Genomic DNA, 25998 nt, shown 5'->3' on the forward strand with positions numbered 1-25998 from the left:
GAAGCTTTGTAGCGTAGTCCAACCCATTGCGAAACCCGATTGAGGTGATCCTATGAAAAACGTCGTCCGTCAATTCAGTGTGAAGCAAATCATCCTGAGCGATGTCTTCCTCTCCACGCCCCTGGCCCTGGCGCTCATCCTGGCCGCAGGGCCGATTGCCCAGTGGGCAGGCGGCCCCGGCGCCACCTTCTACCTGGTGGTCGGCATTGTGATGCTGCTGTGGTGCGTCGACATGGCCGCCATGGCCTTCAATGAACGGTGGCGGGAGACATACTTAAACCTGATGATTGTTGTGGATGTAGCCTGGGCCCTGTTGTCCCTTGCCCTGATGGTGTGGTTCGCGGAGAGCCTGCAGCCCCTGGGCTGGGCGCTGTTCGCCCTGAACGTGCTGGTTCCGCTGGACATGGCGTGGATGAAGCGGGTGGCGGCCGGTAAACCGCACCAGCCTGCGTTCAGATAAGGCCTCGTTCTTGGCGCTGAAAACGTGTGGCTGCGCGTTCCCCCGCCAGCCACACACGCGTTCGGCGCGTGCGCACAGACTTACCCGTTAAGAGGCCTCACACCTCGTTCGCCTTCCGATAGTGGCCCTGATAATCAAAGATCCGTTCCTGCACCTGCCAATAGTGCTTCTGCTTGCGGGCAATCACAAAGTCCGGTGCCGACAACAAGGCCTGCATCTCAAGCACCTCACCCGCCCTGCTGAAGGTCTTCGGCGCCTGGCTGTTCGCGAAGCGACGGCCGAAGAGTCTGTTAAAGACGATGCGCTGCGCCGGCTTGCTGAAATCGAACGACTCGCTGAGTTCCTCCCCATCCTCACCGTGATAGGTGATCCTCAGTGTGCCGTCGGTTTTGCCGGTCGACGTGCTTAACGTGATCCCGGCGCAACGGATCACCATGGCATCCTTGAGTTTCAGGGCGTCTCGTAACTGATCATCCGGATCGATCATGGCCTTGTGACACTGGTTACAGTTGCGGGCCGCGATATCGTTCTCGCCGCCGCAGTGCGGACACTCCTTGAACCGAAAACGGTAATCGCACTGTTCAGGGCGCCCGCGCTGCCCGGCCGGCCCATCCTCGTCCGCAGGTTCCAAAAGCCCCTGACAACGGCGCCCGTAATGCTCGATCACGCGGCCGTCACTGTCCGTTTTGCCCCAGAAGATATTGGCAAACCCACAGCCCGGGCAGAACACCTGCACCGGCTCGCTGTCGGGGTTCGGTTTCGGCTCACCCACCTCCGGGTGATGCAGGTTCACGCTGTTGCCCGCGTAATCAATCACCAGGCAATCCTTTTTGCCGTCGTCCAGGCGAAGCCCGCGGCCCACAATCTGCTGATACAGGCTGACCGACTGGGTAGGCCGAAGAATGGCAATGACGTCCACATGGGGCGCATCAAAGCCCGTGGTCAGCACGGACACATTCACCAGATACTTCAACTGCCGCTGTTTGAAGCGCTGGATCAGCAGATCCCGATCTTTCAGATCGGTCGCGCCGGTCACCAGGGCGGTCTGGTTTTCCGGCAGATAGCCGGTGATCTCCCGGGCATGGTCCACCGTGGCCGCAAAGATCATCACCCCCTGGCGCTCAGTGGCCAGCTCCATCACCTGCTCGATGATGGCACGGGTCACACGCTTGTGTTTGCTCAGCAGCTGGTTGACGTCCTTCTCGGCGTATTCGCCAAAGCGATCCTGAGCCAGCGCGGAGAAATCGTATTGCGCGACCGCCGCGTTCACCAGCTCGGGTTTGGTGAGATACCCCCGGTTGATCATGTAGCTCAACGGCAGTTCGTAGATGCAGTGCTGGAAGGGCTTATCCTGCTCGTCACCCGAGCCGCGAACAAAGCCCCGGTAGTGATAGCGATAGATCCAGCCCATGGCCAGACGATAAGGCGTGGCGGTGAGCCCGAGCACCTTGAGGGCATCATTCTGTTGCCGCAGCAGCTCGATGATCCGCTGGTACTGACTGGTTTCCTCGCCACTGACCCGATGGCATTCATCGATGATGACCAGCGAGTATTCATCCCGGAACTGATCCAGATTCGCGGCTACCGACTGCACGCTGGCAAAGGTGACCTGATGCCGGTTTTCCTTACGCTTGAGCCCGGCGGAGAAGACGCCGCCCTCTAACCCATAGCTCTGGTACTTGGCGTGGTTCTGCTCCACCAGCTCTTTTACATGGGTGAGTACCAGAATTTTGCGGCGGGCAAGGCGGGCCAGCTCGGCAATGACCAGGCTTTTGCCCGCACCGGTGGGCAGCACAATAACAGCCGACTCATCGGACTGGCGGAAGTGCCTCAACGTGGCATCGACCGCTTCCTGCTGGTAAGGCCGCAGCTTGAAAGGCGCATTCATTCGCAGTGCTTAATCGCTATCAGGAGGAGAGGGCGGTCATACTAGCAAATGCAGCTGCCGTTGCCTGTGAGCCATCCATAAATCCGTCCCGGTTTTTTCATCACCCGAAGCAGACCTGTCGCTGTTAAATCAGCCAGGAAAGGACTAAATTTGAGGTGATAAGCTGCGCATGCAGAGCCAGTAACTGGCAGTTCGTATTCAGACTCTGACCGGAGTAGACATGCCGGCTCCACCCGTAATACGGTCCACTGGAGTCATGTCATGAACACAATCTCTCACCTAGTACTTGCGGTTACTCTGAGCTTTATCCCTCCCGCATTAGCGCATCAGGACACCATGAATGATGGCCACGCCCATAGCGGCGGGGATGACGTCGGCACCGTCAATTTTCAGGCCGACTGTGATGACGGTGTGCGCGCTGACGTCGATCACGCACTGGGCCTGATGCATCACATGATGTACACCCAGGCCCGCGCCGAGTTCAGCGCCATTATCCAGGCCGATCCCGACTGTGCCATGGCCCATTGGGGTGTCGCCACATCGCTGTTCCAGCCATTGTGGGGCACCACACCGACGGCTGAGGATATCACTCTGGGTCGCCAGGAAGTCCAGCAAGCGCGTGACGCTGTCGACGATGAGCGTGAACGGCTGCTGATAGACGCTACCGCAGCGTTCTTCGAGCCGGATACCGACCAGGTCCGGGAGCGGCTGGCCGGCTGGATTGAGGGTATGGACCAGGCCTATCAGGCCTTCCCGGACGACGCTAACGTCGCTACCTTGTATGCCTTGTCCCGCTTGACGCTGGCGCTGTCCGCCGAAGACCGCAAGGCACTGCACAACGAAGCAGAAGAGGTACTGCGTGGGGTTTGGGAGGCCGAGCCCACCCATCCCGGGGCCGTGCATTACTCCATACACGCCACGGATGCCGATGGCCGAGCCGGGAACGCTACCGAAATCGTGGACTCCTATACCGGGATAGCCCCCAGCGTTCCCCATGCCCTGCACATGCCGTCTCACATTTATGTGCGGCTCGGTGACTGGCCCCAGATGATCGAGTGGAATCGGCAGTCCGCCGACGTGGCGGTCAATCACAAGGTCGATGGCGCCACGTCGTTCCACTACATTCATGCCCTTGATTATCTGGTCTATGGCCACCTCCAGCGGGGTGAAGACAAAGCGGCACACAGCGTCTGGGAGTCCGCCCAGGCCAACGGACCACACCAGGCCAATTTCCCCGGCGCCTTCCACCTGGCATCCATCCCCGCACGGTTGGCCGTTGAGGAGCGGGATTGGGAAGCGGCGGCCGCCATTACCCCCCGTGCGGTCGACTATGTTAACTGGGACATGTTCCCCTGGCCTGAGGCTCTGAGTTGGTTTGCACGCGGGCTGGGGGCCATCAACACCGGTGATCTGGAAGCCGCCCGCACGGCTGAACAGCGCCTGGAGACTCTGGCGGAAACGGCCCAGTCCGCGGCCGATCCGCGTTTCTCGACCTACATTGAGGTGGATCGGAGGATCCTTGCCGGGTGGATTGCGCAAGCCGAGGGTGAACCCGACCGTGCCATCGAACTGATGCGTTCCGCCGGGCAGCTGGAAGCCAGCGTCGAGAAGCATCCGGTCAGCCCCGGAACCCTGTTCCCCCCTTACGAGGCGCTTGGCGACCTGCTACTCGCCCTGAATCGCCCGGCCGAGGCCCTCGACGCGTATCAGCAGTCCGACCGCACCTGGCCGAATCGGTATAACACCCTGGAAGGAGCGGCCCTTGCGGCCGATCTGGCCGGCGATACCGGATCCGCCGGGCAGTGGGCCCGTCGACTGCTGGAGACAGCCCCGGAAACAGAGCGCGGCTCGATCAAGCGAATACAGATGCTGGCTGGGAGAAACTAGGCACCTCCGGGCGGGAGCCTCCAGGTTCCCGCCCGGTTACCGGTTTTTCCTGTGAGCCGGATAATTCTGGCTCGAAGAACATCATTCGGAGCTGCGCGGATCGGGCGTCTCTTCATTAAGCCAGGTGCCGCAGTGTTTACAGTATTTGGCGTCGACTTCATGGCGGTGTTTACCGCAGCCCGGGCAGGCTTCATCGGAGTAACGTTCCGCGCGCAGGGTGCGAATCACTTCCGCGGAAAACACCCCGACGGGCAGCGCGATGATCGAGTAGCCCGTCAACATGATCATCATGGAAATGAACTGCCCCCAGGCGGTGACCGGCGTGATATCGCCATAGCCCACGGTTGTCAGTGTCACAATGCCCCAGTAGATGGATTTGGGAATACTGGTGAAGCCCGCCTCAGCCGGCTCAATGAGATAGAGCAACGAAGAGAAGATGGTCACGACCATCAGCACGGAAAACAGAAAAAGCAGGATCTGGTGCCGGCTGCGAATCAGCGCGCCCATCAGCAGACGGCCCTCGCCCACCACCGTCATCATTTCCAGTACCCGAAACAGCCGCAGGGTCCGCAGCAGGCGCACGACGACGAGCGTCTGCGCCCCCGGAATCAATAACGCCAGCCAGGTGGGCAGGACCGCCAGAACGTCGATAATCCCGTAGAAGCTTTTCAGGTAAAGCTTCGGTTTCTCCAGGCAATAGATGCGCAGGGCCAGCTCAATGGTGAACAGCAGCGTTATGCCCCACTCCACAGCGTAAAAAATCTCGCCGTAGCGGGCGTGATAGTCCGGCACACTGTCCAGGAGAATAATCCCCACGCTGAGGAATATCAGCAACGCCAGAAAAACATCAAAGCCCTTGGCCAGGCGGGTATCAGACTCGAAAATGATCTGAAAAAGGCGTGTTTTAATTCCCAGGCCACCGGGTTTTATCGTCGCCATCCAAGCTGCCTCTCTACCAGTCACTGAAAGTGGAACATCCGGCGAATAGGTGCACCCCAGGACTACCAAGCCTGCAAGCCGCCGTATTGCCCCTGAACATTGACTGTAGATGATTTCACCCGCATCGCGGGTTTACCAGCCCGGTTTCAAAAGCAGGCAATGGCGACTTGTTTGAAGGCCCGATTCAGCCAGTGAACATCAACACCACACCAAGCCCGTAGAGCACCATGATTGCCACACTCTCGGCACCGATTCGTCCGACACCATAGCGCTCCCGACGTATCAGCCCCATGATCAGGATGGCCGCCATCAAGAGAGTCAGGGCGACCCAACGTTCCGAGTCGGCGGTCATCGTGTGGTAGAGCGAGCCGTCCCGGTAGGCGATGTCCGAAGCAGCCATGAACAGCGTATCGAAGGCATTCCCGCCGATGATGCCAGCCACCGCGAGTGTGAGCGCCCCTCGCCTTACCGCGGCCACTGACGTTACCAGCTCCGGAATGGACGTACTGATCGCCGTCAGAAGCACACCGACGATTGTCTGGCTTAACCCGGCTTCCGAGCTGATGGTCGTGGCGGCGGGCTCCAGTACCAGGCCAGCCACGCCAAGGGTTGCCATGAGCACTGCGAATTCTGTCCAGAGACGGCTAAGTGATGGCAACCGGCTCTGGCTCTCCGGTTCATCCTGTCGGGTTTCACCGGTAACGGAGGGGTGCCACATGGGGTTGTCGCCGGCACTCTGGATGAGCCGGGTGCCGTAGAAATAGAAACCCAGCAGTATCGGGGTCACGGGGTGGATGTTCCAGACGGTGACATCTGGCAAGCTCGGTGCCAAAAGGATCAACGCCAGGAGCGCGATCAGCAATCCGTTCTGCATCATGTTCGGCGCCGAGGCAGCCGCGTGTTCCAGGTTCGCACGACGATAGACAATGTCGGCAATGGCCAGGAAAAAGGTCTGCACCGCGATGCCCCCCAGGGCATTACTGACAGCCAGCTCCGGGTGCCCCCGGTAGGCTGCGGTCACCGAGAGCACCGCACCACTCAGCGACGTCGCGGCCCCCAGAAGCACCGCTCCGGCTGTCGCCTCACCCAGCCCGGTCCGGTCGGCGAGCTGGTCGACCACGCGTGTGATGCGTGTCCCCGCGATCGCTATGACCAAGGCACAGATACTGAAAACCGCGATGCTCTGCAGCAGTGTCCAGCTGTCCGGATCCACGATCGGCACTGTCGTCCTCCCGTTGCGCCTGAAGCCTACCGCTCAGCCAACGCGTAACGTCGATGCAGCTCTCGCAAGGGGTCTGCGAGCTCGGAGAAGGGGCCCTCTGTGGGAACGCCCGGAACAACCCGATTAATTGGCAGGGTCGCGACGGGCGGTGGCGCCACGTTGAGTTCGTCCAGCCAGCCTGAAAGCTGTTCTGAAGAACTGGCATAGACGATTCGCCCGAGGCCAACCCAGCCGTGGGCTGCCGCGCACATCGGACAGTGTTCGCCAGAGGTATACACGGTTGATGCGGCTCGCTCATCCGGCGTCATATTGGCGGCGGCCCAGCGCGCTATTTCAAACTCCGGGTGGCGGGTTTCATCACCGCCAGCGGTTTCATTGTGGCCCTCGTACCTGACGGCACCGGTTTCATCCACCAGCACCGAACCGAAAGGCGGGTTCCCGCTATCAACCGCCATCGAGGCGAGTTCCACGCAGCGGGTCAGGTGCTTCATATCGGTTTCGTTGATCACGATGCCTCCTTCATTGACCTCTGGCGTCCAGGTAATGCATCCACAGCAGGCGGGCGGCTACCGCTCGCCGCAGCGCCATCATGTAGTAGATGTCGACTGTCCAGGGACCCTATCCGGGTACATCTAAAAGGTGACTGCGGCCCTGCTCATCGTCAAGCGTTTCAAGCCGGGAGAGATTCAGTTCGCCGCCAATGATTCGGGGGTTACCGATCCAAGGTGGGGTGTGAGCCGTGGCCACCAGGCCACGGCTTTCTCATTTGTCGCGCTTCAGCACCTGCCCTTTTTCGCCTGACCCGGTGGGCAGAAATGGCCACCAGACTTACGGTAGGACCGGCGATCGTCATAATCATAGTCATGACGACGGCGATCATGTTCGCGATAGTATTCTCTGTCATGATCTCTGGTGGTAATGGCTGTTCCCGTTGCCGCACCGACGGCACCGCCGAGAATAGCACCATCTCTGCCACCGACCTCGTTACCGATGGCAGCCCCAATGGCTCCGCCAATACCGCCACCCAGCGCAGCGTCGGCTGTGTCATCGGCAACGGCACCCAATGAGGTGGCACTGAGAGATAGAAAAACGAGCAGTGATTTCATATTCATTGGTGTAAATCCCATTGTTCAGGTGGTCTGAGCTGCCCGGTATGACGGGTAGGAATCCAGTGTCTCCATCCTCCCATCAGTCACGTACCAGGTTTGTGAACTACTCCGAGATTATCAGAAATACACGCGACACCACTCTTACCTTTTATTTATATTTCAATATGTTACAAAGTGTAAAGGGCAGGCTGACCCTCCTGGAGTCAACCTGCTCCCTTTTGATTATGCGCCAGCGTCTGGCCTCAGGAACCGGCTCCCGAGGATTCCACGGGCACACCCAGCGCCTGGCGCTCGAAGTAGTCCCGGGTCAGCCGGAAGACCACCGGGCTGAGGGCAACGATGGCAATCAGGTTGGGCAAGGCCATCAGCGCATTCAGCGTATCGGCCACCAACCAGACAAAATCCAGGCTGAGAACCGCGCCGAGGGGAACGGCGAGGATCCACAGCACCCGAAATGGCTTGATTGCCCGGGTACCGAACAGGAACTCCACACATTTCTCGCCATAGAACGACCAGCCCAGGATGGTGCTGAAGGCAAACAACGCCAACGCGACGGCAACCAGATAGTTCCCTACCCCCGGCAAGGCAAGACCGAACGCCGCCGAGGTCAATGCGGCGCCGGACTCGCCGGAATCCCAGATACCGGAGGTGACAATCACCAGACCGGTGACCGAGCAGACGACCAGGGTGTCCAGCAAGGTACCCAGCATGGCAATCAACCCCTGGCGAACCGGATCCCGGGTCTTGGCGGCCGCATGGGCGATGGGGGCAGAGCCCAGGCCGGCCTCGTTGGAAAACACACCACGGGCGACACCGAAGCGAATGGCCGCCCAGACGGCCGCCCCGGCAAAACCACCCTGGGCCGCGTGCCCTGAAAACGCACTCTCAAGGATCAGCGCCATGGCCGGGCCGATCTGATCGGCATTGATGCCGAGCACCACCAGGCCGGCCAGGATGTAGGCGACGGCCATGAACGGCACCAGTTTGCCGGCCACTGAGCCGATGCGCCGGATTCCGCCCATCAACACGGCTCCCACCAGCACCATCACCACCAGGCCGGTCGCCAGTTCGGGCACGCCAAAGTTGGTTTCGATGACCTGGGCAACGGAGTTGGACTGAACCGTGTTACCAATACCAAATCCGGCGACGGCACCAAAGATCGCAAACGCGGAACCCAGCCAGGCCCAGCGCCGGCCCAGGCCGTTCTTCAGGTAGTACATCGGGCCCCCGACGTGGTTGCCCTCCTCATCCACTTCGCGGAACCGCACGGCCAACACCGCTTCCGAATACTTGGTGGCCATACCCACCAGGGCGGTCACCCACATCCAGAAAAGCGCGCCCGGGCCGCCGAGGAACACCGCCGTGGCAACGCCCGCAATGTTCCCGGTGCCAACCGTGGCCGCCATGGCAGTCATCAGCGCCTGGAAAGGCGACACCTCACCGGTTTGCTCGTCATCCTTACCGACCTTGACGCCGCCGGCGAGCAGTTTGAACCCGGTGCCGATGCGCAGGATCGGCATCAGTTTCAGGCCAAGACTCATAAAAAAGCCCACGCCCAGAATGAGAATGAGCATGGGCCACCCCCAGACGATGGCGTTAATGTCCCCTAATACAGAACTCACAGAATCCATTGGATCAATACCTCTTGTTGTTGTCGTATGGTGTTTAGAGCGTTAAGAATCAGTGCATCAGTGCCAGCCCCTGTTCCGGGGTGATGGAGTCGATACCCTGGGCCGCACCCACCGACGGGCAGGTCAGCACGCCATTGACCACATTCAACCCGTTCAGCAGCCCCGCGCTGTCCGCCAGTGCCCGGGGAGCCCCTTTGTTGGCGATCTGAAGGACATAGGGCAGCGTGGCGTTGTTCAGGGCGTAACTGGAGGTTCGGGCCACCGCGCCGGGCATGTTGGCCACGCAGTAATGAACCACGCCATCCACAATGAAGGTGGGCTCGGCGTGGGTCGTCGGGGTTGAGGTTTCAAAGCAGCCGCCCTGGTCGATGGCCACATCCACGACCGCCGCGCCGGGCTTCATGCGGGCAATCAGTTCGCGACTGACCAGCTTGGGCGCGGCCGCCCCCGGGATCAGCACACCACCAATGACCAGATCCGCCTGCGACACGGCGTCCGCAACGGCCTTCGAGGACGAAAACAGGGTCTGGACCCGATTACCAAACACCGCATCGAACCGGCGCAACACGGAAATGGAGGTGTCCAGCACAGTGACTCGGGCGCCCATCCCGACCGCCATCTGGGTGGCGTTGAAACCCACCACGCCGCCGCCAATCACCACCACCGTGGCCGCGTTCACACCGGGAACACCCCCCAGCAGCAGGCCCCGACCTTCCCGGGAACTCTCAAGGCAGTGAGCGCCGGCCTGAATGCTCATACGGCCCGCCACTTCCGACATGGGCGCCAACAACGGCAACGCGCCGTTACTGTCCGTCACGGTCTCATAGGCGATGCAGGTCGCGCCGCTGGCCAGGAGGTCTTTGGTCTGAGGAACGTCCGGCGCCAGATGCAGGTAGGTAAACAGCGTGTGGTGAGGCCGCAGCAGGGCCCGCTCGCTGGCCTGTGGCTCCTTGACCTTGACGATCATCTCCGCCTGTTCGAAGACGGCTTCGGCCGACGGGACCAGCCTGGCGCCTGCTGACTCGTATTGTTCATCGGTAAGATCGATACCCGCACCGGCACCGGTCTGCACCACCACCGAATGGCCCTGGGCAACCAGCTCATGGACCGCCTCTGGCGTCAGTCCAACCCGGAATTCATTGTTTTTGATCTCTTTGGGTACACCCACAATCATAGGCTTTTGCTCCTGTCGGGCAGTGAATGAACGCGACCCACTGGTCACGCTGACGTTTTAAAGTCTAATCAGGGCCGACAGGATAAAATCCCGAATAAAACTACTAATTCATTATTTGATCCTTTTGTTTTCTCAACTACAGTGTTTTCTTCTATTTCGGCGAAACTTACTGGTATGAGGAGCAATGCCATGCGGAAACTGGACCGTATCGACCTGGCCATCCTGGATGAGCTGCAGAACAATTCGAAGATCACCAATCACGAGCTGTCCAACCGGGTGAACCTGAGCCCGACGCCCTGCCTGGAAAGAGTCCGGAAGCTCGAACGGGACGGCTATATCAAGAACTACCGCGCCATCCTCAACGCCCGTAAATTGGGCATCGGCCTCACGGTGTTTGTCGAGATCAGCCTGACCCGAACCGGCCCGGACGTGTTCGCACAGTTCAAGGAAGCGGCCATCGACGTTCCGGAAGTCCAGGAGTGCCACCTGGTGTCCGGCAATTTCGATTACCTGATCAAGGCCCGGGTGGCGGATGTCGAACACTACCGTTCGCTGTTGGGCGCAACCATCCTGGCGCTGCCGGGGGTGAACGATTCACGGAGCTACATCGTCATGGAGACCGTGAAGGAAGGGCAGGTATTGAGCATGAAGAGTGTTATGGAGCACAGCGTCGGCTGATGGCAATGAATCTGCGCATTAGGCCCGAGGGAGACACGGGCACCTGCACCCGATAACCCGACGTTTACGAGCGCCCCATCAGGAAACCTTTCTCATAACCGGTCCCAGCCATTTGCGCTTGGCCCTTTCCACAAGGCCCCGGGCATCGTGATTCCGGGGGTGGAAATCGGGGCTGTAGTACGAGAAATAGGCCGGTAACAGCCTGCGGAAAACGCCGGGCTTGCCCCACATGTAATTGAGCCCTCCCAGCCAGGACTTCAGGTTGAAGAGTTGGCCGTCCTCTTTCATGAGCTGCACCAGGTGGATGCCGCTGAACAGCGGGAACATCACACTCACGGCCATCATTTCGGTCACCCGAACAAACTCGCTGCCCCCAATGGTCTTGTAAACATCGAACGCCACGGACTTGTGCTCCGATTCTTCGATCGCGTGCCAGGCCCAAATGGATGCCATGCGCGGGTCCATTTCCTCCAACGCGTTGTATTTCAGAAGAAACTCCTCGGCCAGCAAGGCCGTAAAATGCTCCACCGCCACCGTATGGGCCAACTGACGCTCAGGGCTGAGGTGCCTGCGCAGCCCGTTCATCAGGCCCTGAATCTCCCGCTCCAGGCGATCAAGATGGATACCGCGATCCTGCATGTAGCCGTTGAGGGCCTTGTGCTCCTTCGAGTGGTGGGCTTCCTGGCCAATAAAACCACGCACCGCCGCTTTCAGTTCCGGGTCAGTGATATGTTTCTGGTAGTGGCGAACGGAATCGATAAAGAAGCGCTCACCCGGTGGGAAGCTCGCCGACAGGGCGGCCAACAGAAGTGTTTTAGCCGGATCGTTGGCCCACCAGTATTTGGGCACGTCGTCTGCCAGATCAAAATCCGGCTGTCGGACTTCGGGGATGAACGCCTTCGGCGTGTTGGTATCGGCGTTTGCTGTTCTGGCAACCATACTGAGCCCTCACGGGATGATGTCTGTGACGTCATCATAAGGGCGGGTAATCCACGGCCGTAAGAGCTTAAGGGGACAAAATCACCCCCAAAGTCGTGGATGGCGAGGCGGGTATCAAGGGATTGCTACCGGTTGCGCAGCGAGGGTGATTCGAAAACCGGGCCAGGAAATTACATCTGCCTATATCGCCGTTTCCGCAAGCGTGCTAAAAGACTCCTCCCGGCCGTAGCTCGGGTATTCTCCCCACCAGGATGTCGCGATGTCAGATAAATTTTTCTTCAAGGGTCGGCAGGACGCTCGCCAGCACCACACCGCTTACGGCGGCTTTCAGACCAACGCCAGCCAAAAGGCTGGCAGCAGGAAGTACCCGCTAACGCTGGTGGTGACCAGTGAGGCGCGCAAGCAGGAAGTTGAGGCACAGGTGGCCAGGGCCAAGCTGCACGCGACTATTTCGGTTGATACCCGCGAGGGCGCCGTTGAGTCCATCAACGAGCTCACGGCTCTCCTGAACAAAGGAGGAACCGTCACCACTGTGAAATCGCCCTCCCGGAACGACGTCTGCACCTGCGGCAGCGGACTCAAATTCAAGAAGTGCTGTGGCTGACAACAGCCGGGGCACAGAGGGCAATGGCTATGATTGTTTGCGGGGTTGAGCTGACCGGCAGCGATGCGGTGGTGTGTTTGCTGAATATGGACAGGGGGCAGTTCAACCTGCCGGAGTGCAAGGTGCGCAAACTGTCACTGCCGAAAAACCACAGCCGTGAAGACCTGAAGCGGTTCCAGGCGGCCTTTGCGGAATTAATGGCCGAGTACGGGGTCACCCGTGTCGCGATCAAAGAGCGGATGCCAAAAGGCAAATTTGCCGGGGGTGCCATCAGCTTTAAGATGGAAGCGGCCATTCAACTGATCACTGATGTTGAGTTGACCGTAACCCTGCTGCCCCCGGCACTGATCAAGTCCACCCTGGCGTCCAACCCATTGCCCATCGCGTTTGCGGAGACGGGGCTGAAGGCGTTTCAGGAAACGGCTTTTATTGCTGCCTATGTGGGGCAGCTGCAAGGTCGTTGAGCCGGCGAGAGGCTATTCTGGTCACTGACCTTCAGCTTTCCCGGACAGTGGAGATACCGTCGATCTCGGTCACCGTTTTGGCATCGGCCCGCTCAATGATTTTGAGGAGTGTGGATTGGATCGTTTCGTCTTCGCGGGCATCACCGCCACTTACAAACGTCTGCTTCTGGGGATCCGTGCCCTCTTCCTCGGTATAGGAAATAACGACCTCGGTGGCTGAATCCGGCGTTTTGCCAAAGTACTCGAGCGAAACCAACGGATAGCCGTGAAAGCCCTTCTTAACGTGCTTCGCGATACGCTTTTTTGCTTTATCCACATTCATAGTAAGGGCCTGTCGCTGCGGTTGAAATCTGAGTGCATATCAGCACCCAGTCGATACCCTTCGCCAATTCTATGCCCTTAACCCCATCCAAAATAGGGCTGTCCCGGTTTTTGCTTTCACCGGAAAGACCGGGACAGGAAATCAAGCTGATCGTCGATTGACTGAGCCAGAGCCTCGCCCCGGTACACATCAAAATGACCGACCGGATAGTGCTTCACTTCCGCGTTCGGCATTCTCTCGGCCGCTTTGGCGGCAACACTCGCCGGGGCGACCGTATCCTGGTCGCAAATCAACATCAGTGCCGGACAGGCGACTTTGCTGGCCGACTGGATGGGCCGGAAAAAGGGAAACGTGTAACTCACGCCCGCTGCCACGTAATTCGACGCATTGTCGGCCAGCAAGGGCACGTACCCCTCCAGGCAGTCCTCGGCCGTCATCATGCCCAACTCGCCGGGGCGGGCTGCCGAGGCAATATACCGGGGAGACATCCCCAGCCCACGACGAAGCCAGTCCACCGTTCCGTGCCAGGTCAGGCGCATCGCCTGCATAGGGCCGGCATAACCGACAACAGCCAGCAAAGACGCCAAACCATCCATCATCGGGCACTGGGAGATGATGCATCGCACGTTGCCATCCTTTGCCGCGGCCGCAATCACAAGCCCGCCCGAAAACGACGTCCCCCACAGACAAATGCGGTTCCCATCGATACGATCCAGCTGCCGCACAAAATTCAGTGCCGCCAGCCAATCGGCCACCTCCTTCCGAGCACTCAGCGCCTGCCGTGGCTGACCGTCACTTTCACCAAAATGGCGGTAGTCAAAGGCAAAGACCGCATAACCCGCCTTGCAGAAGGCTTCTTTAAACGGTGCCAGACCACTGGCATGGGTCAGCCCAAAACCATGCGCCATCACGACACACGGTAAACCTTTACTGTCGGCATCCGGCGTATAAAGAACACCGCGACAGGTTGTACCGTGACTCGGGAATTCCAGTGGGGTTTCAATCATTGCCCGGCTCTCGTATGTGAAGGTTCAGAACCTCAGAATAGCTCATGGATTCAAGGCAAGGCCGTATGAGACCCGGGGATGTTTTTCAGAAGCTCGGCATTGGTGGGGTACTTCTCGAGCAGCTCAACCAGCTTTTTTGTGCCCTCCAGCGGTTTGAGACCGCCAAGCGCCCGGCGCAACGCTCTTATTTTGTCTAAATCTTTTGGATCTAAGAGCAGCTCTTCACGGCGTGTACTGCTTTTCGAAATATCCAGCGCGGGAAAGATCCGCTGATTCGCAACGTCTCTCGATAAAACCAGCTCCATGTTCCCCGTGCCCTTAAATTCCTCAAAGATCACCTGGTCCATACGGCTGCCGGTATCCACCAGAACGGTTGCCAAAATGGTCAGCGAGCCGCCATTCTCAATGTTTCGTGCCGCGCCAAACAACCTCCGCGGGATCTCCATCGCTCGAGCATCCATCCCGCCGGACATAGTACGACCGCTGCTCTTTCTCTCCGCATTGTGCACACGCGCAAGCCTGGTGAGAGAATCAATCACAATCATGACGTTGTGACCCTCGCCAGCTTGTTGGCGAGCGATATCAAGAAGCTCATTGGCAACGCGAGCGTGATGCGCATAGCTTTCATCCGACGAAGAAGCGTGTACCTCAGCCGGGACGCTACGCCTGAAATCGGTGACCTCTTCGGGTCGCTCATCTACCAATAACGCGTAAAGTTTAATCTCGGGATACGCCTTTCCCACCGCCTGGCAAATATGCTTTAAGATCGTCGATTTTCCAGACCCCGGCGGTGCAACGATCAAACCTCGCTGCCCCATGCCAATCGGCGTGATCAAATCCATCGCGCGCACCGTGAGCTGTTCGGAACCCAACTCCAGGCGAATCCCCGGCGCCGGATTGATAGCCACAGCATTTAAAAAACGTTTTTGTGGATCAGCGTCACCTTCGACCCCAACCACAGCTTCGGCTTTCTCAGCCACGGATTTAGCGTCTTTGTTTCGTTTTCGGGTTAAACCTAATGTCTTTCTCGTCATGATTGTTTGATAGCTCGCAAAGGTCTGCGCTGACCGATGGGTTGGACGCGTTGTGTGGGATTATTGATCGGGTGTGAACGAACGAAAGTGGGAACAAGGCCGCACTTGGCAGCATTCAGCCTCCGTACAGTATAGTATCCAAACAAATAAATCTGTCCCGGTTTTCGGACCTTCGTGCGACTGCTCCACGGACCCAACGGAGGGCATTCAAACTGCAATCAGGTGACATTGGCAATGAGCGAGACAACCGAGGATAAAACCGCATCAGCCCCGCCACCGGCAAAGAAGGGCTTCAGTGGCTTGCATGTCTTTGGCATTGTCCTGCTCACCATCGTTGCCACCGTCGGCGTCGGTTACTGGTGGTTAAGCCACTATGTGTTTCCTGAGAACTTCGAACCCGTAACCCTGAATGCCAGTGAACAGGATTCCCTCAACAACAAACTGAATACGCTGGGCATTGATACCCAAGGCGGCGAATCCGGCCGCCCGTTGCAGCCGGTACCCTACAGTGAGGAAGGCGCCAGCCGGGAAGTACGCTTTAGCGAGCGGGAACTCAACGGTATGCTGGCCAATAACACTGATCTGGCTCAAAGACTCGCCGTCGACCTTTCGGACGATCTGCTGAGCGCTGTCCTTCTGGTGCCTCTTGACGAGGACTTCCCGGTACTCGGCGGCCGAACCCTACGAGTCAATGCCGGTGTGGAACTCTCCTTTGCCAACGGTCGCCCCCTGGTCAAGTTAAGGGGCGTCAGCCTCATGGGCGTACCCATTCCGAATGCCTGGCTAGGCAACCTCAAGAATGTGGACTTGGTCAACGAGTTCGGCGCCAACCCGGGATTCTGGCAATCCTTTGCAGCGGGTGTGGATTATATCCAGGTTGAGGATGGCCGGTTGCTCGTCCGGCTTAAGGAATAGCGCTGGGCCAGCAGAGAAGCCGAGAAAGTAGATCTGTCCCGGTTTTCCCGGCAATGGCTGCCCGGACGCCGGTGACGACCTCTCCCCCTTCGTGGAGCACACCGGAAATGTTGATACAGAGTCCCTGGGGTTTTGGCATGGCGTTGGGCCTCAATCGGATTCAGTTAACACTTCAATCATTGCCGTTCCCCCCATCTGCAATAGGCCTTACCTCAGTGTAGTCAACTCGACATGGGATTTTTCAGGGGGTAATAAAGGTTGCGCAGCGGGAGCGGGAGCTGTTAATCAATCTGTCCCGATTTTCGGCCCGGGGGTTTCCATAGTGAAATAGCGCGTCGGTTCCGAAAAATTCAACCTTCAAATTTCAACAAAACAATAGGCTCCTCGGATTCATCCTTTAACGATCTGATATATTCAGGCCCGGATATACCTCGGGCATCTAATTCCTCGATCAGGATGGGCTTGGTCATCGCGGCATCGGTAACGTCACGGAGTCCAGTCACAAGATTTTTTACCCCTGCGGTCTTGTTGGCGTGCTCTCCAGAAACCCGCTCTCGGAGGTCCTGATGCATTATCAGACGCTTTTGGCTCAGGTCATAAGGCGTCAATTCGTCAAACAACTCGGAGTATGAGTCTGCAATTGAGACTGAGTTATAGTGTGCAGAATCGTATTCATCAGCCAACAGGTAAGCCTCAACCCTCGCATTATCACTTAGCAGGAGCGCACTTGTGAGTTGGGTGAAGAGTTGTTCGTCAAAGGTATTCTGTTGCAGTTGGTATTCAATATGCCCGCGTATGCCCGACCGAAGCTCACTCAATCTGGATGCTGCTGACAACAATTCAGCTTTGGGGGCGGAAAGCCTTTTAGTGGCCTCGATACCTTCCAGGACACCGCGAAGACTATGCAAATCCCGATAGAGTTGATTCAGATAGAGCTCCGCAAATTTCTGATCAATCTTGCGTGAGAGTTTCTCCAGAGTTTGTTTAATACTGCTGAGCTTTTTGCTGACGACAGCAAAACCAACAACACTGACACCAATCCCGGCCAACCCCACGCCAAGGTTTGCGTATTGCAGCACCTGAAGACCTTCAACCATCTTTTTTAGCTGAGCCAGCTGAGCGTTGGCTACCAATGAGGAGGTGGCATCCAGGGCGGAGAAAGGTGATCCCGCCAGTGAACCCACCAGCTGTTGACCGAGACTTGTTTCTTGGAGGTGCGCAACAATTTTTCCAGTTTGGGTGTCTTTTATAATGGAGCCAAACCTTTCCAGCGATTTGGTAGCAATCCCATATTGGAATTCCACTGGCACCTGAAATATAAACTTCTCAAACACGGTGCAGCTCCTCCAGGTAAGCAGTTGCGGCAGATCTTATGTGGTGTTGGAGCGCAGTTCTTACGGAAGGCTTTTCAGGTGAGGCGCCCAAAACAGTCGATTTGATAGTCTCTCCCACTGAATCCTTGAGCTCACGAATGGCTTTATCCTTGAAGGTTGAAAGCCTGGACCCGCCAAAAACCGCCATTGTGCCTATAACCGCTGCACCGCCGATAGCAATGGGCCAGCTGACAACTGTCACACCAAGCAACCCGAGACCAAATCCTGCAGACTGGGCTGACAATGTTGCAACAGCCGGTATGCCCAAAAGCGCAACTCCCGTAGTGGTTGTTGCCAAGCCTAGCTGGGTCACATTTTTAAACGAAGTGTCCGCAGCAACCCATTCGTTAACACTGGCCTTATATTCCAGAATATTTTGATTAATTGACTCGAGATCCTTCTCGGCTAATCTCATGATCTGTTCGGACTCTCTGCTCACCCAACGTTTATAGGTCGGCTGAAGGTGTTTTTCAGCAAAGTCCTTCGTTCTAAAGGTTTCCTTAAATGAGATGTGATCAATCTGCACATTAAGAAGTGCAATTAACTCCGGAAGGTCCTTTTCAAGTGTTGCGGGAACTTGCGTCAACCATTTGTCTCGCCAATCGAGGATTTGGCGCCGCAAACCCATTAATTCCATGTCTCTCATGAGCCAGCTCGCTTTTTTATTTTATGTATTATGAGTTACTGCTCAGTTATCTCCAATTTGCAATTTATAACGCCGCCAGCATGCGCGGCTTTTTAGAGGAGGCATAGCCGCAACGAAAAAGACGTCGCCATGCCTGGCCTTGTTAGGCACCAACTGCATCCAACGCCTGTTCAGCTGTGAGATATGCTTTGCGTGCTTCATCGAAGCTGACATCTCTGCCATGAACCGCCCGATTGCAAATCGCGATTGAATACGATAGCCGTTCGGCGAGATTAGCCGATATGTACTCGCGCTCTGACAAAATCCGGAGCACCTGGCCGGCACTCTTGAGATGCCGATCCTTGAAGCCGTGTTCAGTTGCAAACTTTCTAAGCCGAATTTCAACTTCCCGCCTCAGCCGTGACAGCGCGTTCCAAACTTCCCCGGCTTCAAGCTCCGAAACGACCTTGGACATGGGACCCTGGGGTGCCTTTCGAGTGAATTTGAGCTCACCAAACTGTGACGTAACGTTCGAAGTAGCCTCTTCGGCCTTTTCAACTTCTTCATCTGTACCCAGAAAGTCCACTAAACCGGTCAAGTACTTATCAATAGTTTGGGCGACATCGCGATTGACGGTGTATTCTGCAACGTTGAATTCGCCAATCGTCTCATCTAAGAAGGCACCTAAAGCATCTAGGTCATTTGCCTCTAGCACTGTCTCAAGCCGCTTGGCCCGCGCCTCCCTGAGCTTGCGCTTTCTATCCCTTATGCTGTCGAACGCCTGAATGGCAGTAGCCGATATCGAACTTGCGGCAGCCGCCAGAGCGGCAGTCCCGACTAAGAGGGAAAATGGATCGCTCATGAGGTTTCCCTGTAACGCTGGATGAAGTCCTTGATACCTCGAAATCTACTGTAAAGCTTCAGTGCTGAAGTGTACTGCTCATGCATTCTTCTAAGCTGAAAAAGTCGAACAACGCCAAATGTAGCACTGGCGGTTGCTAGAACCAGCGCTCCAGTTAATTCTAGTCCGCTGATTGTGATAGTTGATCCGGTTGCGGCAATAGACAAAGATCGAAAGTAGGCAATCAAAATAGCGACAGCCAAAGAAGCTGAGAGCCCGAGCGACCATTTAATTACTGTCATTTCTCGCTCAAAATGCCAACCGAAGATCGTTTCAAGATGCTTTTCACCGTCTGGAACGTCCCCGGACACCAAGTCAATTAGCTGTCTAAGTTTTATCGACTTCAAACTAGCAACCTCCTATCCCTTGCGGCCTAACGCTGCCAGCGGAGCGCAGCCTAGCTTCGTCCTGCTGGCAGGGCATGTTAGCCAATTACCATTGGGGCACATTTGGTTGCTTACCCCTTGATGCAGAAACCCTGTTGATTACACGAGTGTACTCATCCTTGAAATCCCGGGTTTTCAGCAAACCAATCGCGTGATTTTTCATTTCTAAAACTGTATTTATTGGAATGCTTGCAATTAGTCCAATAACATCTTTTATAAACCCATATATAGTTTCGCAGGCATTATCCGGCCCTTCACTCAACTGATAAAAATCTTTACCTTCATGAACGAGCTTGTTCCTTACATCAGTGTATAGTCGATCATATTCTTCAAGTTTCGTTCCAAAGCTGGCAGGATCCCCACCGGAAAGTAATGATGCGATATAGGTTCTATGCTTCCAACCATTCCAGTCTGGGTCGGCCAGGCCATCTAGAGTAAATACTAAATTCAGGAATTGAGATTCATTGCCTATTGAATAGAACGACTGTCGACAAGATCTTAATGCTGAAATAACAGCCTTTGCCATTTCATTCTCAAATTCATTGCCATATATGAAAGAAAGATAATCAATCCCTGGAACAAAAAAATCATCTACTTGAGGGCCTAGCCAGTTATTACTAACAGAGATTGGCTTAGATATTCCGCTTAGCTCAAAAGGTTTTAGATGAGTTTCTCCCAGCGGAATAATATTTACAGAATAGAAGCCATCATCCGTTTGGCCAGCGGGGTTTGGTGTGAATTCTGGAGTCAAAAAAGAGCTATGCGAATACCTCACTATATCCATTGCATGCTCTGCAAGCGATAGGCATTTTTTGATAACGTGGTCGTTATGTTTTATGCTATTATTTATACGTAAAAGATCTTTGTATTTTAGGTCTATTTCAAATTGAAGATATTCACACTCGAAATCAGCCAGCCTTTCATAAGGATTTTCATCAAAAATCTTTTTACAAAAAAAAGTATATTTACCTAATGTTAAAGTTTTTTGAAAATATACTTTTTCAAGAGGGACAATTACTATACAATCCAAGTTTCTTTCATCATCCTCCAGCTTTGACAATTCAGAATTTGAATCTTGGGTTACTGTCTTTTCAATTACAACCCAATCGAAACACTCCTGGAAATCAGCAAGCATCTCTTCGCCGTTTCTTTTAATGGAATCATCATAGATATTAAATGTTATGCCATCACCTTCAGGAAAAGGGCTTGCCCAATAGCCTATCTCTCTTAATTTCTCTAAAGATTTTTCAATTTTCGCCTTCTCATCGATAAATTCGCGCTTATTCCAAAGCAAATTGCCTGAGTAATTCTCTCTTGGAGGTAATAACCTTGCTTTCATTCATTTTCCTTTGGCGGCTGACGTCAGTAGTAATGGTCGCCGAGGGGTCGCAGCGTAGTAGGCGCCTCGCTGACCATATGGTTAGGCATTTGAATCCTCCGACCAAGGCTGGTGTGGCTCAGAGTGCGTAAGCCCGTTCTCTTCTAACTCATTAATAGCTCTGTCACCGAGCAGAAGTAGGTTCTCTGCAGCATCAGGGGACAACTCCCCCGCTTTATAAAGTGGAAGCATCAACTCTAGATTTGCAAGGTAACCAGACAGCCGATCCTGCTCTTTAGGTGTCAAAATCTCCGACTCGGCCATCAAATTTTCAAGCCTTTCAAGCATAACGGCTAATTCGTCGCTTGAGACAATAACGGATTCAGGCGTATTGATACTTGGATCGACAAGGGCCCCAAATGTCGGTCTTAGCCTGTAAATTTTGATGCTGAGCCGCATCCGGAGATTCCTGGCTTTTGACTTAGTCGCCCAGTTGGCTCGAAATATTGGAATCAAGGCAACTATCGCAGCGAAACATGCGGCTATTGATGAAATTGCCTGCCAAGATTCCATTGGGCTTCCCTTCCTTTGTGCCTAATGCGGCGTCTCACGCGTCCGTCTTACGTGATTTGTTAATGACTACTTCCTACCTAGAGCAGAGATTGCATCCTTCAATAGGGCAATAAGCGATCTGCTACTTACTGATTCTGCATTTGCATCGATATTATTATCAAAAGATTGACCGAAGAAACTATTCGAGAGTGCCTCTTTAATCTTATGTTTGGCATCATCCGGCAAATTCTCCAAGTAAGCGTCTATCGATGCCAGTTCTAGCTCAGTTCTTTTGTTCCGCTCTTCAATCGCCCTATGTCGACTCGACTCTCTTGCGGCATATGTAGCAGGTATTATTAGAATCAAACCGGCCGTAAACCTAAAGGCTGTTAGCCAAGGATCGAAACCATTCCTTGCCGCAGAAATCAATGTGACCCCTATAACAACAAACATCGCAGAGAAGCATCCGAGTGCTATCCAACGCATCAGGTTCGCAGAGCTTCTCTCCCTCTCGGCTATGCCTCTATAGTTGCCCGTTAAGCCGATATTACCTACAAGCTGAACGATTTTCTCTGCTTCCTTCTTTTTTGAAGTGAGCTCGTCGACAATCTGTTTTGCTGTACCCTTTAACTCACTTTCTACCTCTTCATAACGACCTATCATTTTTTCTTGATTATCTTGAAATATATTTTCCCTTTCGGACTCCTTTTCCGATAACGATTTATCTATCTCGTTAAACTTGGTGGAGATCTTTTCGTTCAGAGAGGCTAGCTCGCCATCAAGCTCATTGACTCGATTTTCGGAAACCTGGAGCGACCCTGAAACTTTATCGGCGATGTCTACTAACTCATCATTTTTCTGACGAAGTTCAGCAATTACGTTTTCTGCGAGCTGCTTAAAAGATACTGCTTCGGACGCTCTTACTCCCCCTTCCGGGCTGTCAATACTGATGAGCAAGCGTGCCTGATTCAACGCAGCATCGGCCTGATTTGATGCGTTGGTCAGATGTCCGGCGTTGCTATTAGTGTTGTATTGGTTCAGTTCGTTGAGTATACCCTGTGCAGATTTTTCAAGATTACTGAGTCGTCCTGCACTAGTTAAAACTGGACTGGCAAGCTCTAATCTTTGATCGATATAGCTAACGGCCTGCCGCAATCCGTCGAGATAATCAATAGCTGGAGAATCTGAGGCTTTGTTCTCAGCTTCCTTGAGCGCTTCCCTCAATTGAGAAACCACTTGGTGTACGTTGTGGTTCTGAAAGTTGTCTTCGAGTAAAGCCAAAATCTATCTCCTAGGATCATTAACGCAAAGCGCACCGCTGGCCTTTACAGAGCGAAGCGGCGTAAAGGACATCCGTGTGACGCGCATGGTTAGACATCTCTTAAGCATTTCCGCATGTGCCAATTCCGTTCAGCCCTATTAGTCAAATCAGTTCAAGATTATTTCTTCCTGTTACCTTTTCCTACGTTATTCATGCTTCTGTAGTATCCTTCAATGTCTCCATACTCAGCAATCATTCTTAAAGGATTGTTAACAAGCGCGTTTTCTACATGATAATCTTCTATCGCGCAAAAAGAGCATAAATCGTGATCCTCACTTAACGGCTCACCACATTTTTCACAGACAAAATCGTATGATTTAAATCCATCTCCATCATGCTTATACCTTATCCCTTCATTGTCTACGAAATATGGACTTGGAGAAATTCGACTAATCCTTAGCTCTAGGTAATCAGCACCGATGTTATCCGCCACCTGTTTGGCACTGGTTTTGGCATCTTCGTTAGCCTTTCCACCTACGATTATTGCGCTAATACAATCTGACGGGAACTTTAGAAGCATCAAGTCTCCACTGACTTCTACGTCACCATCGCTGGCAACTAACCTTCGCTCTTGCTCATAAGACCAGTGTGAGTGTTTTGTATAGTAGGCTGCGCTAAAAACACCTTTTTGAAGCAGATAATAATATCTAGGCTTTCCGATATGACATGCCCGGCTAAGCATATCTAATAGGTGATCACTCGGAGAGTCTTCATAGTCAATATCGCCGAAGCCAATATTCGGAAAGTTTTCTGAAAATCGCTTTTCATCGAACTCTAAAACAATTCCCGTATGACTGTGTCCATAGTGCGCCCACATGGGAATAACCGCAGGTGACTTAGAAAAGCATGTGGTCGGAAGTTGCGGCAAATCTCCAATAGCTTCATTGTAAGTCGCCAGCATCTCGGGAGACTGCTCAAAATTTATTGTTAGAAACAGCTCATATGGATCATTAAAGTCTTTAGGGTATGAACATTTAAAACTGCAGACATTGGGATCTTCTAAAGCCAACTGGAATACGTCCACACCCATATATTTGTATATCTTCGACGACATTCGCCGCCCCCCTTTTTGTCTAACAGTGTTTAGGTACCGCGCTTCGTTATTGCAATCGTTTTACTGTCACAAAACGCTCCGATACTCACCTCACAATACTGAATATAATTTTCATGAAATCAATTCTCTATAAATGATCCTAATGCTGCTCACGCTGTAATCATTTGACTGCCTCGTTATTCCAGTCATGCAGCACTAACAATCCCGCGACACGTCGGAAAGGACTTACAGCCCAAGAACTCCTTTCCTGCATTCGCCCCACGCTTCACCGTGCGCTTAACCATCTCCCCCCGGCACTTCGGGCACCGCGGCTCACTTTCTTTCTTGACCACGATCTCCTTCACATGCGCAACGTGCCTTCGGTGATTCCTGAATGTTGCCGCCAGTCGTCCGGACTCGATAGTTTCGATAACCGTCTGAACCTCGTCATCCGACAGCCGCGTTTCCATTTGGGCTTTAATGAAGCGGATATATCCGCCCCCAGAGGTCACATTTTCTGGCATAGGCGTTTTGAACGTCGAATCCCCAACGAAAACCACCAACGAATGCACCTGCTCGTCGCCCAAGCCCAACAAGCTTTGCAGCGTTTTGACGTGTTTGTAGTTCTGGTGCAGCGGGTTCTGGAATTTCTGGGAATGCTTGAAGATTTTCTGGGTCCACTGGCGCTGTTTGGCGCTGCCAAAGATCCAGCCTTTCAGGTTCTTGGTTTCCACCACGAACATCCCATACCGGGAGACGATGATGTGGTCGATCTGAGTGGTTCCGTCTTCCGTGGGCAGGGTGACATTCTTGATAAGGTGGTAGTTATCTTTGTCGAGGAACAGGCGAGAAGAGGCGTTAACAATAAATTCGCCCAGATGGCCTTTGAACCAGGGAGAACGCAGGATGGCTAACAGCAGTACGAAAGGTATGAAATACCAGAAGTGTAAAAGAGGCTTTATCAGTACTGAGGGGTCCATCGGCCGTCATCCCTAACAATCGGTGCTTCCGTAGTGTTTAGCTACCTAAGGTAGACCATCCCTTCGCGTCCTGTCTGCTCCATTTACAAAAATATATAAATTTTATGCCACAAAAAAGCTGCTTGGCATTGCCGCGCAGCTTGCTGTTTTACCGATACTTTCTTGTTCGGCCTTGCCAATACTGAGTTTCGTGAGCGCCGCTAATTCGAGCGTTAGTCCTGCCCGTCCCGCCTGTGTCGCATGACGGCATAGAGGCCCACGGCTGCAGCAGCACCGGCCGCCAGCAGGTACTCAAGATGCACTCCATCACCAAGTGCTTCGTGCCCGGCATGGCCCCAGGCTAAGCCAGAAACAAGAAGCAGGCTGGCCGTCAGAGTGAGTCGATTGCGTAGTTTCATGGATGTATCTCCGTAGTGCGTTAAACGTTTAAAGCTTGTCGGTGATTAGGCGGTTTCAGCGACTTTCCCGGGCCGGCGCTCCGGCAACATGCCCCGCTCCAGAATGAAGCTGATGATCGTCTCCAGCCCGACCCCGTCATACAGGTTGGTGAACACAAACGGTCGCTCGCCGCGCATTTTCTTCGAGTCCCTATCCATCACGTCCAGGGAGGCGTGTACCTGTTCGGCGATGTCGATCTTGTTGATGATCAGCAGGTCGGATTTGGTGATGCCGGGGCCACCCTTGCGGGGGATCTTGTCGCCGGCGGATACGTCGATCACGTAAAGGGTGAGGTCGGAGAGTTCCGGGCTGAAGGTGGCGGAGAGGTTGTCGCCGCCGGATTCCACCAGCACCAGTTCCAGGTTCGGGTGGCGGCTTTGCAGGTCGTCGATCGCCGCCAGGTTCATGGAGGCGTCTTCGCGGATGGCGGTGTGTGGGCAGCCGCCGGTTTCCACGCCGAGGATGCGGTCGGCTGGCAGGGCTTCATGCTTGAGCAGGAAGTCGGCGTCTTCCCGGGTGTAGATGTCGTTGGTGACCACGGCGATGTCGTAGTGGTCTTTCAGGGCCTTGCACAGCTGGCGCAGCAGGGCTGTTTTGCCGGAGCCGACCGGGCCGCCGACGCCTACTCTCAGGCAATGTTTCATTGTTTACCTCCTTTCGTTTGTCTCAGTCCGAGTAGGTCGGCAAGTAGCAAGAGCTTTTTGAAAAACGCTACAAGCACATCCCTGTGCGCTTGAGCTCCGCCATCCTTGGCTCCGCACATTTTCAAAAAGCTCTTGCTACTCGCCTTCCCCATCA

General features: G+C 54.7%; 28 protein-coding genes. 6 read left to right on the forward strand and 22 right to left on the reverse strand.

The window, feature by feature from the left end:
* Window positions 1–52: 52 nt before the first annotated feature.
* Window positions 53–460 (forward strand): hypothetical protein, encoded by a 408-nt coding sequence (locus KXD86_RS06855; RefSeq protein ID WP_218635301.1) that lies wholly within the window; start codon window positions 53–55, stop codon window positions 458–460.
* Window positions 461–557: 97 nt separating this feature from the next.
* Here KXD86_RS06855 and radD read toward each other — a convergent pair whose 3' ends face one another.
* Window positions 558–2348 (reverse strand): DNA repair helicase RadD, encoded by a 1791-nt coding sequence (gene radD, locus KXD86_RS06860; RefSeq protein ID WP_218635302.1) that lies wholly within the window; start codon window positions 2346–2348, stop codon window positions 558–560.
* Between the two features lie 261 nt (window positions 2349–2609).
* On the opposite strand from radD, the gene KXD86_RS06865 reads away from it, so the two are divergent.
* On the forward strand, window positions 2610–4235 hold the full coding sequence (locus KXD86_RS06865) for a tetratricopeptide repeat protein (protein WP_218635303.1): 1626 nt from the start codon (window positions 2610–2612) through the stop codon (window positions 4233–4235).
* Between the two features lie 81 nt (window positions 4236–4316).
* Here KXD86_RS06865 and KXD86_RS06870 read toward each other — a convergent pair whose 3' ends face one another.
* From KXD86_RS06870 to ald, 6 genes are all read right to left on the reverse strand, one after another.
* Window positions 4317–5174, reverse strand: a complete 858-nt coding sequence (locus KXD86_RS06870) for an ion transporter (RefSeq protein WP_218635304.1) — start codon at window positions 5172–5174, stop codon at window positions 4317–4319.
* Between the two features lie 184 nt (window positions 5175–5358).
* Window positions 5359–6396, reverse strand: coding sequence for a sodium:calcium antiporter (locus KXD86_RS06875; RefSeq protein WP_312846260.1), 1038 nt, complete (start codon window positions 6394–6396; stop codon window positions 5359–5361).
* 26 nt (window positions 6397–6422) lie between these two features.
* The gene (locus KXD86_RS06880) at window positions 6423–6905 is read right to left on the reverse strand and encodes a nucleoside deaminase (RefSeq protein ID WP_312846261.1); all 483 of its coding nucleotides are present in this window, start codon (window positions 6903–6905) and stop codon (window positions 6423–6425) included.
* A gap of 267 nt (window positions 6906–7172) precedes the next feature.
* Window positions 7173–7523: a YMGG-like glycine zipper-containing protein gene (locus KXD86_RS19110; protein WP_512699702.1), complete on the reverse strand. Its 351-nt coding sequence runs from the start codon at window positions 7521–7523 to the stop codon at window positions 7173–7175.
* A gap of 224 nt (window positions 7524–7747) precedes the next feature.
* Window positions 7748–9136: an alanine/glycine:cation symporter family protein gene (locus tag KXD86_RS06890; protein WP_218635306.1), complete on the reverse strand. Its 1389-nt coding sequence runs from the start codon at window positions 9134–9136 to the stop codon at window positions 7748–7750.
* Between the two features lie 49 nt (window positions 9137–9185).
* A complete protein-coding gene (gene ald, locus KXD86_RS06895; RefSeq protein ID WP_218635307.1) occupies window positions 9186–10310 on the reverse strand; it encodes an alanine dehydrogenase in 1125 nt (374 codons plus the stop codon).
* 189 nt (window positions 10311–10499) lie between these two features.
* Between ald and KXD86_RS06900 the strand changes: the two genes are divergently transcribed.
* On the forward strand, window positions 10500–10988 hold the full coding sequence (locus tag KXD86_RS06900; RefSeq protein ID WP_376770951.1) for an Lrp/AsnC ligand binding domain-containing protein: 489 nt from the start codon (window positions 10500–10502) through the stop codon (window positions 10986–10988).
* A gap of 78 nt (window positions 10989–11066) precedes the next feature.
* Here the strand turns inward: KXD86_RS06900 and KXD86_RS06905 are convergent, their stop codons facing one another.
* Window positions 11067–11927, reverse strand: a complete 861-nt coding sequence (locus KXD86_RS06905; RefSeq protein ID WP_218635309.1) for a metal-dependent hydrolase — start codon at window positions 11925–11927, stop codon at window positions 11067–11069.
* A gap of 259 nt (window positions 11928–12186) precedes the next feature.
* On the opposite strand from KXD86_RS06905, the gene KXD86_RS06910 reads away from it, so the two are divergent.
* On the forward strand, window positions 12187–12531 hold the full coding sequence (locus KXD86_RS06910) for a PBPRA1643 family SWIM/SEC-C metal-binding motif protein (RefSeq protein WP_218635310.1): 345 nt from the start codon (window positions 12187–12189) through the stop codon (window positions 12529–12531).
* Between the two features lie 29 nt (window positions 12532–12560).
* Complete coding sequence (locus KXD86_RS06915) at window positions 12561–12995, forward strand: DUF3010 family protein (RefSeq protein ID WP_218636758.1); 435 nt, start codon at window positions 12561–12563, stop codon at window positions 12993–12995.
* Window positions 12996–13026: 31 nt separating this feature from the next.
* On the opposite strand, the gene KXD86_RS06920 is transcribed toward KXD86_RS06915, so the two are convergent.
* The 3 genes from KXD86_RS06920 to rho all read right to left on the reverse strand — a co-directional run bounded on the left by KXD86_RS06920 (window position 13027) and on the right by rho (window position 15358).
* A complete protein-coding gene (locus KXD86_RS06920) occupies window positions 13027–13317 on the reverse strand; it encodes a hypothetical protein (protein ID WP_218635311.1) in 291 nt (96 codons plus the stop codon).
* Window positions 13318–13433: 116 nt separating this feature from the next.
* Window positions 13434–14324: an alpha/beta hydrolase gene (locus KXD86_RS06925; RefSeq protein ID WP_218635312.1), complete on the reverse strand. Its 891-nt coding sequence runs from the start codon at window positions 14322–14324 to the stop codon at window positions 13434–13436.
* Window positions 14325–14374: 50 nt separating this feature from the next.
* Window positions 14375–15358 (reverse strand): transcription termination factor Rho, encoded by a 984-nt coding sequence (gene rho, locus KXD86_RS06930; RefSeq protein ID WP_218635313.1) that lies wholly within the window; start codon window positions 15356–15358, stop codon window positions 14375–14377.
* A 234-nt stretch (window positions 15359–15592) separates the two neighbouring features.
* On the opposite strand from rho, the gene KXD86_RS06935 reads away from it, so the two are divergent.
* Complete coding sequence (locus KXD86_RS06935; RefSeq protein WP_218635314.1) at window positions 15593–16273, forward strand: arginine N-succinyltransferase; 681 nt, start codon at window positions 15593–15595, stop codon at window positions 16271–16273.
* A gap of 350 nt (window positions 16274–16623) precedes the next feature.
* Here KXD86_RS06935 and KXD86_RS06940 read toward each other — a convergent pair whose 3' ends face one another.
* The 11 genes from KXD86_RS06940 to ureG all read right to left on the reverse strand — a co-directional run bounded on the left by KXD86_RS06940 (window position 16624) and on the right by ureG (window position 25844).
* Complete coding sequence (locus tag KXD86_RS06940; RefSeq protein ID WP_218635315.1) at window positions 16624–17607, reverse strand: hypothetical protein; 984 nt, start codon at window positions 17605–17607, stop codon at window positions 16624–16626.
* Window positions 17600–18292 carry a hypothetical protein gene (locus tag KXD86_RS06945; protein WP_218635316.1) on the reverse strand — a complete coding sequence of 231 codons (693 nt, stop codon included), beginning with the start codon at window positions 18290–18292 and terminating at the stop codon, window positions 17600–17602. Before KXD86_RS06945 ends, KXD86_RS06940 begins: the two co-directional genes overlap by 8 nt.
* Window positions 18293–18434: 142 nt before the next feature.
* Complete coding sequence (locus KXD86_RS06950) at window positions 18435–19133, reverse strand: hypothetical protein (protein WP_218635317.1); 699 nt, start codon at window positions 19131–19133, stop codon at window positions 18435–18437.
* Window positions 19130–19519 (reverse strand): hypothetical protein, encoded by a 390-nt coding sequence (locus KXD86_RS06955; protein WP_218635318.1) that lies wholly within the window; start codon window positions 19517–19519, stop codon window positions 19130–19132. The genes KXD86_RS06950 and KXD86_RS06955 overlap by 4 nt, the downstream gene beginning before the upstream one ends.
* Before the next feature lie 85 nt (window positions 19520–19604).
* Complete coding sequence (locus KXD86_RS06960; RefSeq protein WP_218635319.1) at window positions 19605–20897, reverse strand: hypothetical protein; 1293 nt, start codon at window positions 20895–20897, stop codon at window positions 19605–19607.
* Window positions 20898–20978: 81 nt separating this feature from the next.
* Window positions 20979–21449: a hypothetical protein gene (locus KXD86_RS06965; protein ID WP_218635320.1), complete on the reverse strand. Its 471-nt coding sequence runs from the start codon at window positions 21447–21449 to the stop codon at window positions 20979–20981.
* 66 nt (window positions 21450–21515) lie between these two features.
* Entirely contained in the window at window positions 21516–22709 is a 1194-nt protein-coding gene (locus tag KXD86_RS06970; protein ID WP_218635321.1) for a GumC domain-containing protein, read from the reverse strand.
* Between the two features lie 158 nt (window positions 22710–22867).
* A complete protein-coding gene (locus KXD86_RS06975; protein ID WP_218635322.1) occupies window positions 22868–23803 on the reverse strand; it encodes a DUF2971 domain-containing protein in 936 nt (311 codons plus the stop codon).
* Between the two features lie 185 nt (window positions 23804–23988).
* Window positions 23989–24762: a nuclease-related domain-containing protein gene (locus tag KXD86_RS06980; RefSeq protein ID WP_218635323.1), complete on the reverse strand. Its 774-nt coding sequence runs from the start codon at window positions 24760–24762 to the stop codon at window positions 23989–23991.
* A 212-nt stretch (window positions 24763–24974) separates the two neighbouring features.
* Window positions 24975–25160, reverse strand: coding sequence for a hypothetical protein (locus KXD86_RS06985; protein WP_218635324.1), 186 nt, complete (start codon window positions 25158–25160; stop codon window positions 24975–24977).
* A 45-nt stretch (window positions 25161–25205) separates the two neighbouring features.
* Window positions 25206–25844 carry an urease accessory protein UreG gene (ureG, locus tag KXD86_RS06990; protein ID WP_218635325.1) on the reverse strand — a complete coding sequence of 213 codons (639 nt, stop codon included), beginning with the start codon at window positions 25842–25844 and terminating at the stop codon, window positions 25206–25208.
* Window positions 25845–25998 lie beyond the last annotated feature (154 nt).

Origin of the sequence: Marinobacter arenosus (assembly GCF_019264345.1) — a bacterium.
Classification (GTDB): Bacteria; Pseudomonadota; Gammaproteobacteria; order Pseudomonadales; family Oleiphilaceae; genus Marinobacter; species Marinobacter arenosus.

Excerpts from the sequence above, each read along its gene's own strand:
- rho (WP_218635313.1), bottom strand. The coding sequence starts at position 15,358 with ATGACGAGAAAGACATTAGGTTTAACCCGAAAACGAAACAAAGACGCT.
- KXD86_RS06975 (WP_218635322.1), bottom strand. The coding sequence starts at position 23,803 with ATGTCGTCGAAGATATACAAATATATGGGTGTGGACGTATTCCAGTTG.
- KXD86_RS06935 (WP_218635314.1), top strand. The coding sequence starts at position 15,593 with ATGAGCGAGACAACCGAGGATAAAACCGCATCAGCCCCGCCACCGGCA.
- KXD86_RS06870 (WP_218635304.1), bottom strand. The coding sequence starts at position 5,174 with ATGGCGACGATAAAACCCGGTGGCCTGGGAATTAAAACACGCCTTTTT.
- KXD86_RS06950 (WP_218635317.1), bottom strand. The coding sequence starts at position 19,133 with ATGAGCGATCCATTTTCCCTCTTAGTCGGGACTGCCGCTCTGGCGGCT.
- KXD86_RS06980 (WP_218635323.1), bottom strand. The coding sequence starts at position 24,762 with ATGGACCCCTCAGTACTGATAAAGCCTCTTTTACACTTCTGGTATTTC.
- KXD86_RS06985 (WP_218635324.1), bottom strand. The coding sequence starts at position 25,160 with ATGAAACTACGCAATCGACTCACTCTGACGGCCAGCCTGCTTCTTGTT.
- ureG (WP_218635325.1), bottom strand. The coding sequence starts at position 25,844 with ATGAAACATTGCCTGAGAGTAGGCGTCGGCGGCCCGGTCGGCTCCGGC.
- KXD86_RS06920 (WP_218635311.1), bottom strand. The coding sequence starts at position 13,317 with ATGAATGTGGATAAAGCAAAAAAGCGTATCGCGAAGCACGTTAAGAAG.
- KXD86_RS06960 (WP_218635319.1), bottom strand. The coding sequence starts at position 20,897 with ATGAAAGCAAGGTTATTACCTCCAAGAGAGAATTACTCAGGCAATTTG.
- KXD86_RS06910 (WP_218635310.1), top strand. The coding sequence starts at position 12,187 with ATGTCAGATAAATTTTTCTTCAAGGGTCGGCAGGACGCTCGCCAGCAC.
- KXD86_RS06890 (WP_218635306.1), bottom strand. The coding sequence starts at position 9,136 with ATGGATTCTGTGAGTTCTGTATTAGGGGACATTAACGCCATCGTCTGG.
- KXD86_RS06945 (WP_218635316.1), bottom strand. The coding sequence starts at position 18,292 with ATGAGAGACATGGAATTAATGGGTTTGCGGCGCCAAATCCTCGATTGG.
- KXD86_RS06915 (WP_218636758.1), top strand. The coding sequence starts at position 12,561 with ATGATTGTTTGCGGGGTTGAGCTGACCGGCAGCGATGCGGTGGTGTGT.
- KXD86_RS19110 (WP_512699702.1), bottom strand. The coding sequence starts at position 7,523 with ATGGGATTTACACCAATGAATATGAAATCACTGCTCGTTTTTCTATCT.
- KXD86_RS06900 (WP_376770951.1), top strand. The coding sequence starts at position 10,500 with ATGCGGAAACTGGACCGTATCGACCTGGCCATCCTGGATGAGCTGCAG.
- KXD86_RS06865 (WP_218635303.1), top strand. The coding sequence starts at position 2,610 with ATGAACACAATCTCTCACCTAGTACTTGCGGTTACTCTGAGCTTTATC.
- ald (WP_218635307.1), bottom strand. The coding sequence starts at position 10,310 with ATGATTGTGGGTGTACCCAAAGAGATCAAAAACAATGAATTCCGGGTT.
- KXD86_RS06855 (WP_218635301.1), top strand. The coding sequence starts at position 53 with ATGAAAAACGTCGTCCGTCAATTCAGTGTGAAGCAAATCATCCTGAGC.
- KXD86_RS06925 (WP_218635312.1), bottom strand. The coding sequence starts at position 14,324 with ATGATTGAAACCCCACTGGAATTCCCGAGTCACGGTACAACCTGTCGC.
- radD (WP_218635302.1), bottom strand. The coding sequence starts at position 2,348 with ATGAATGCGCCTTTCAAGCTGCGGCCTTACCAGCAGGAAGCGGTCGAT.
- KXD86_RS06965 (WP_218635320.1), bottom strand. The coding sequence starts at position 21,449 with ATGGAATCTTGGCAGGCAATTTCATCAATAGCCGCATGTTTCGCTGCG.
- KXD86_RS06905 (WP_218635309.1), bottom strand. The coding sequence starts at position 11,927 with ATGGTTGCCAGAACAGCAAACGCCGATACCAACACGCCGAAGGCGTTC.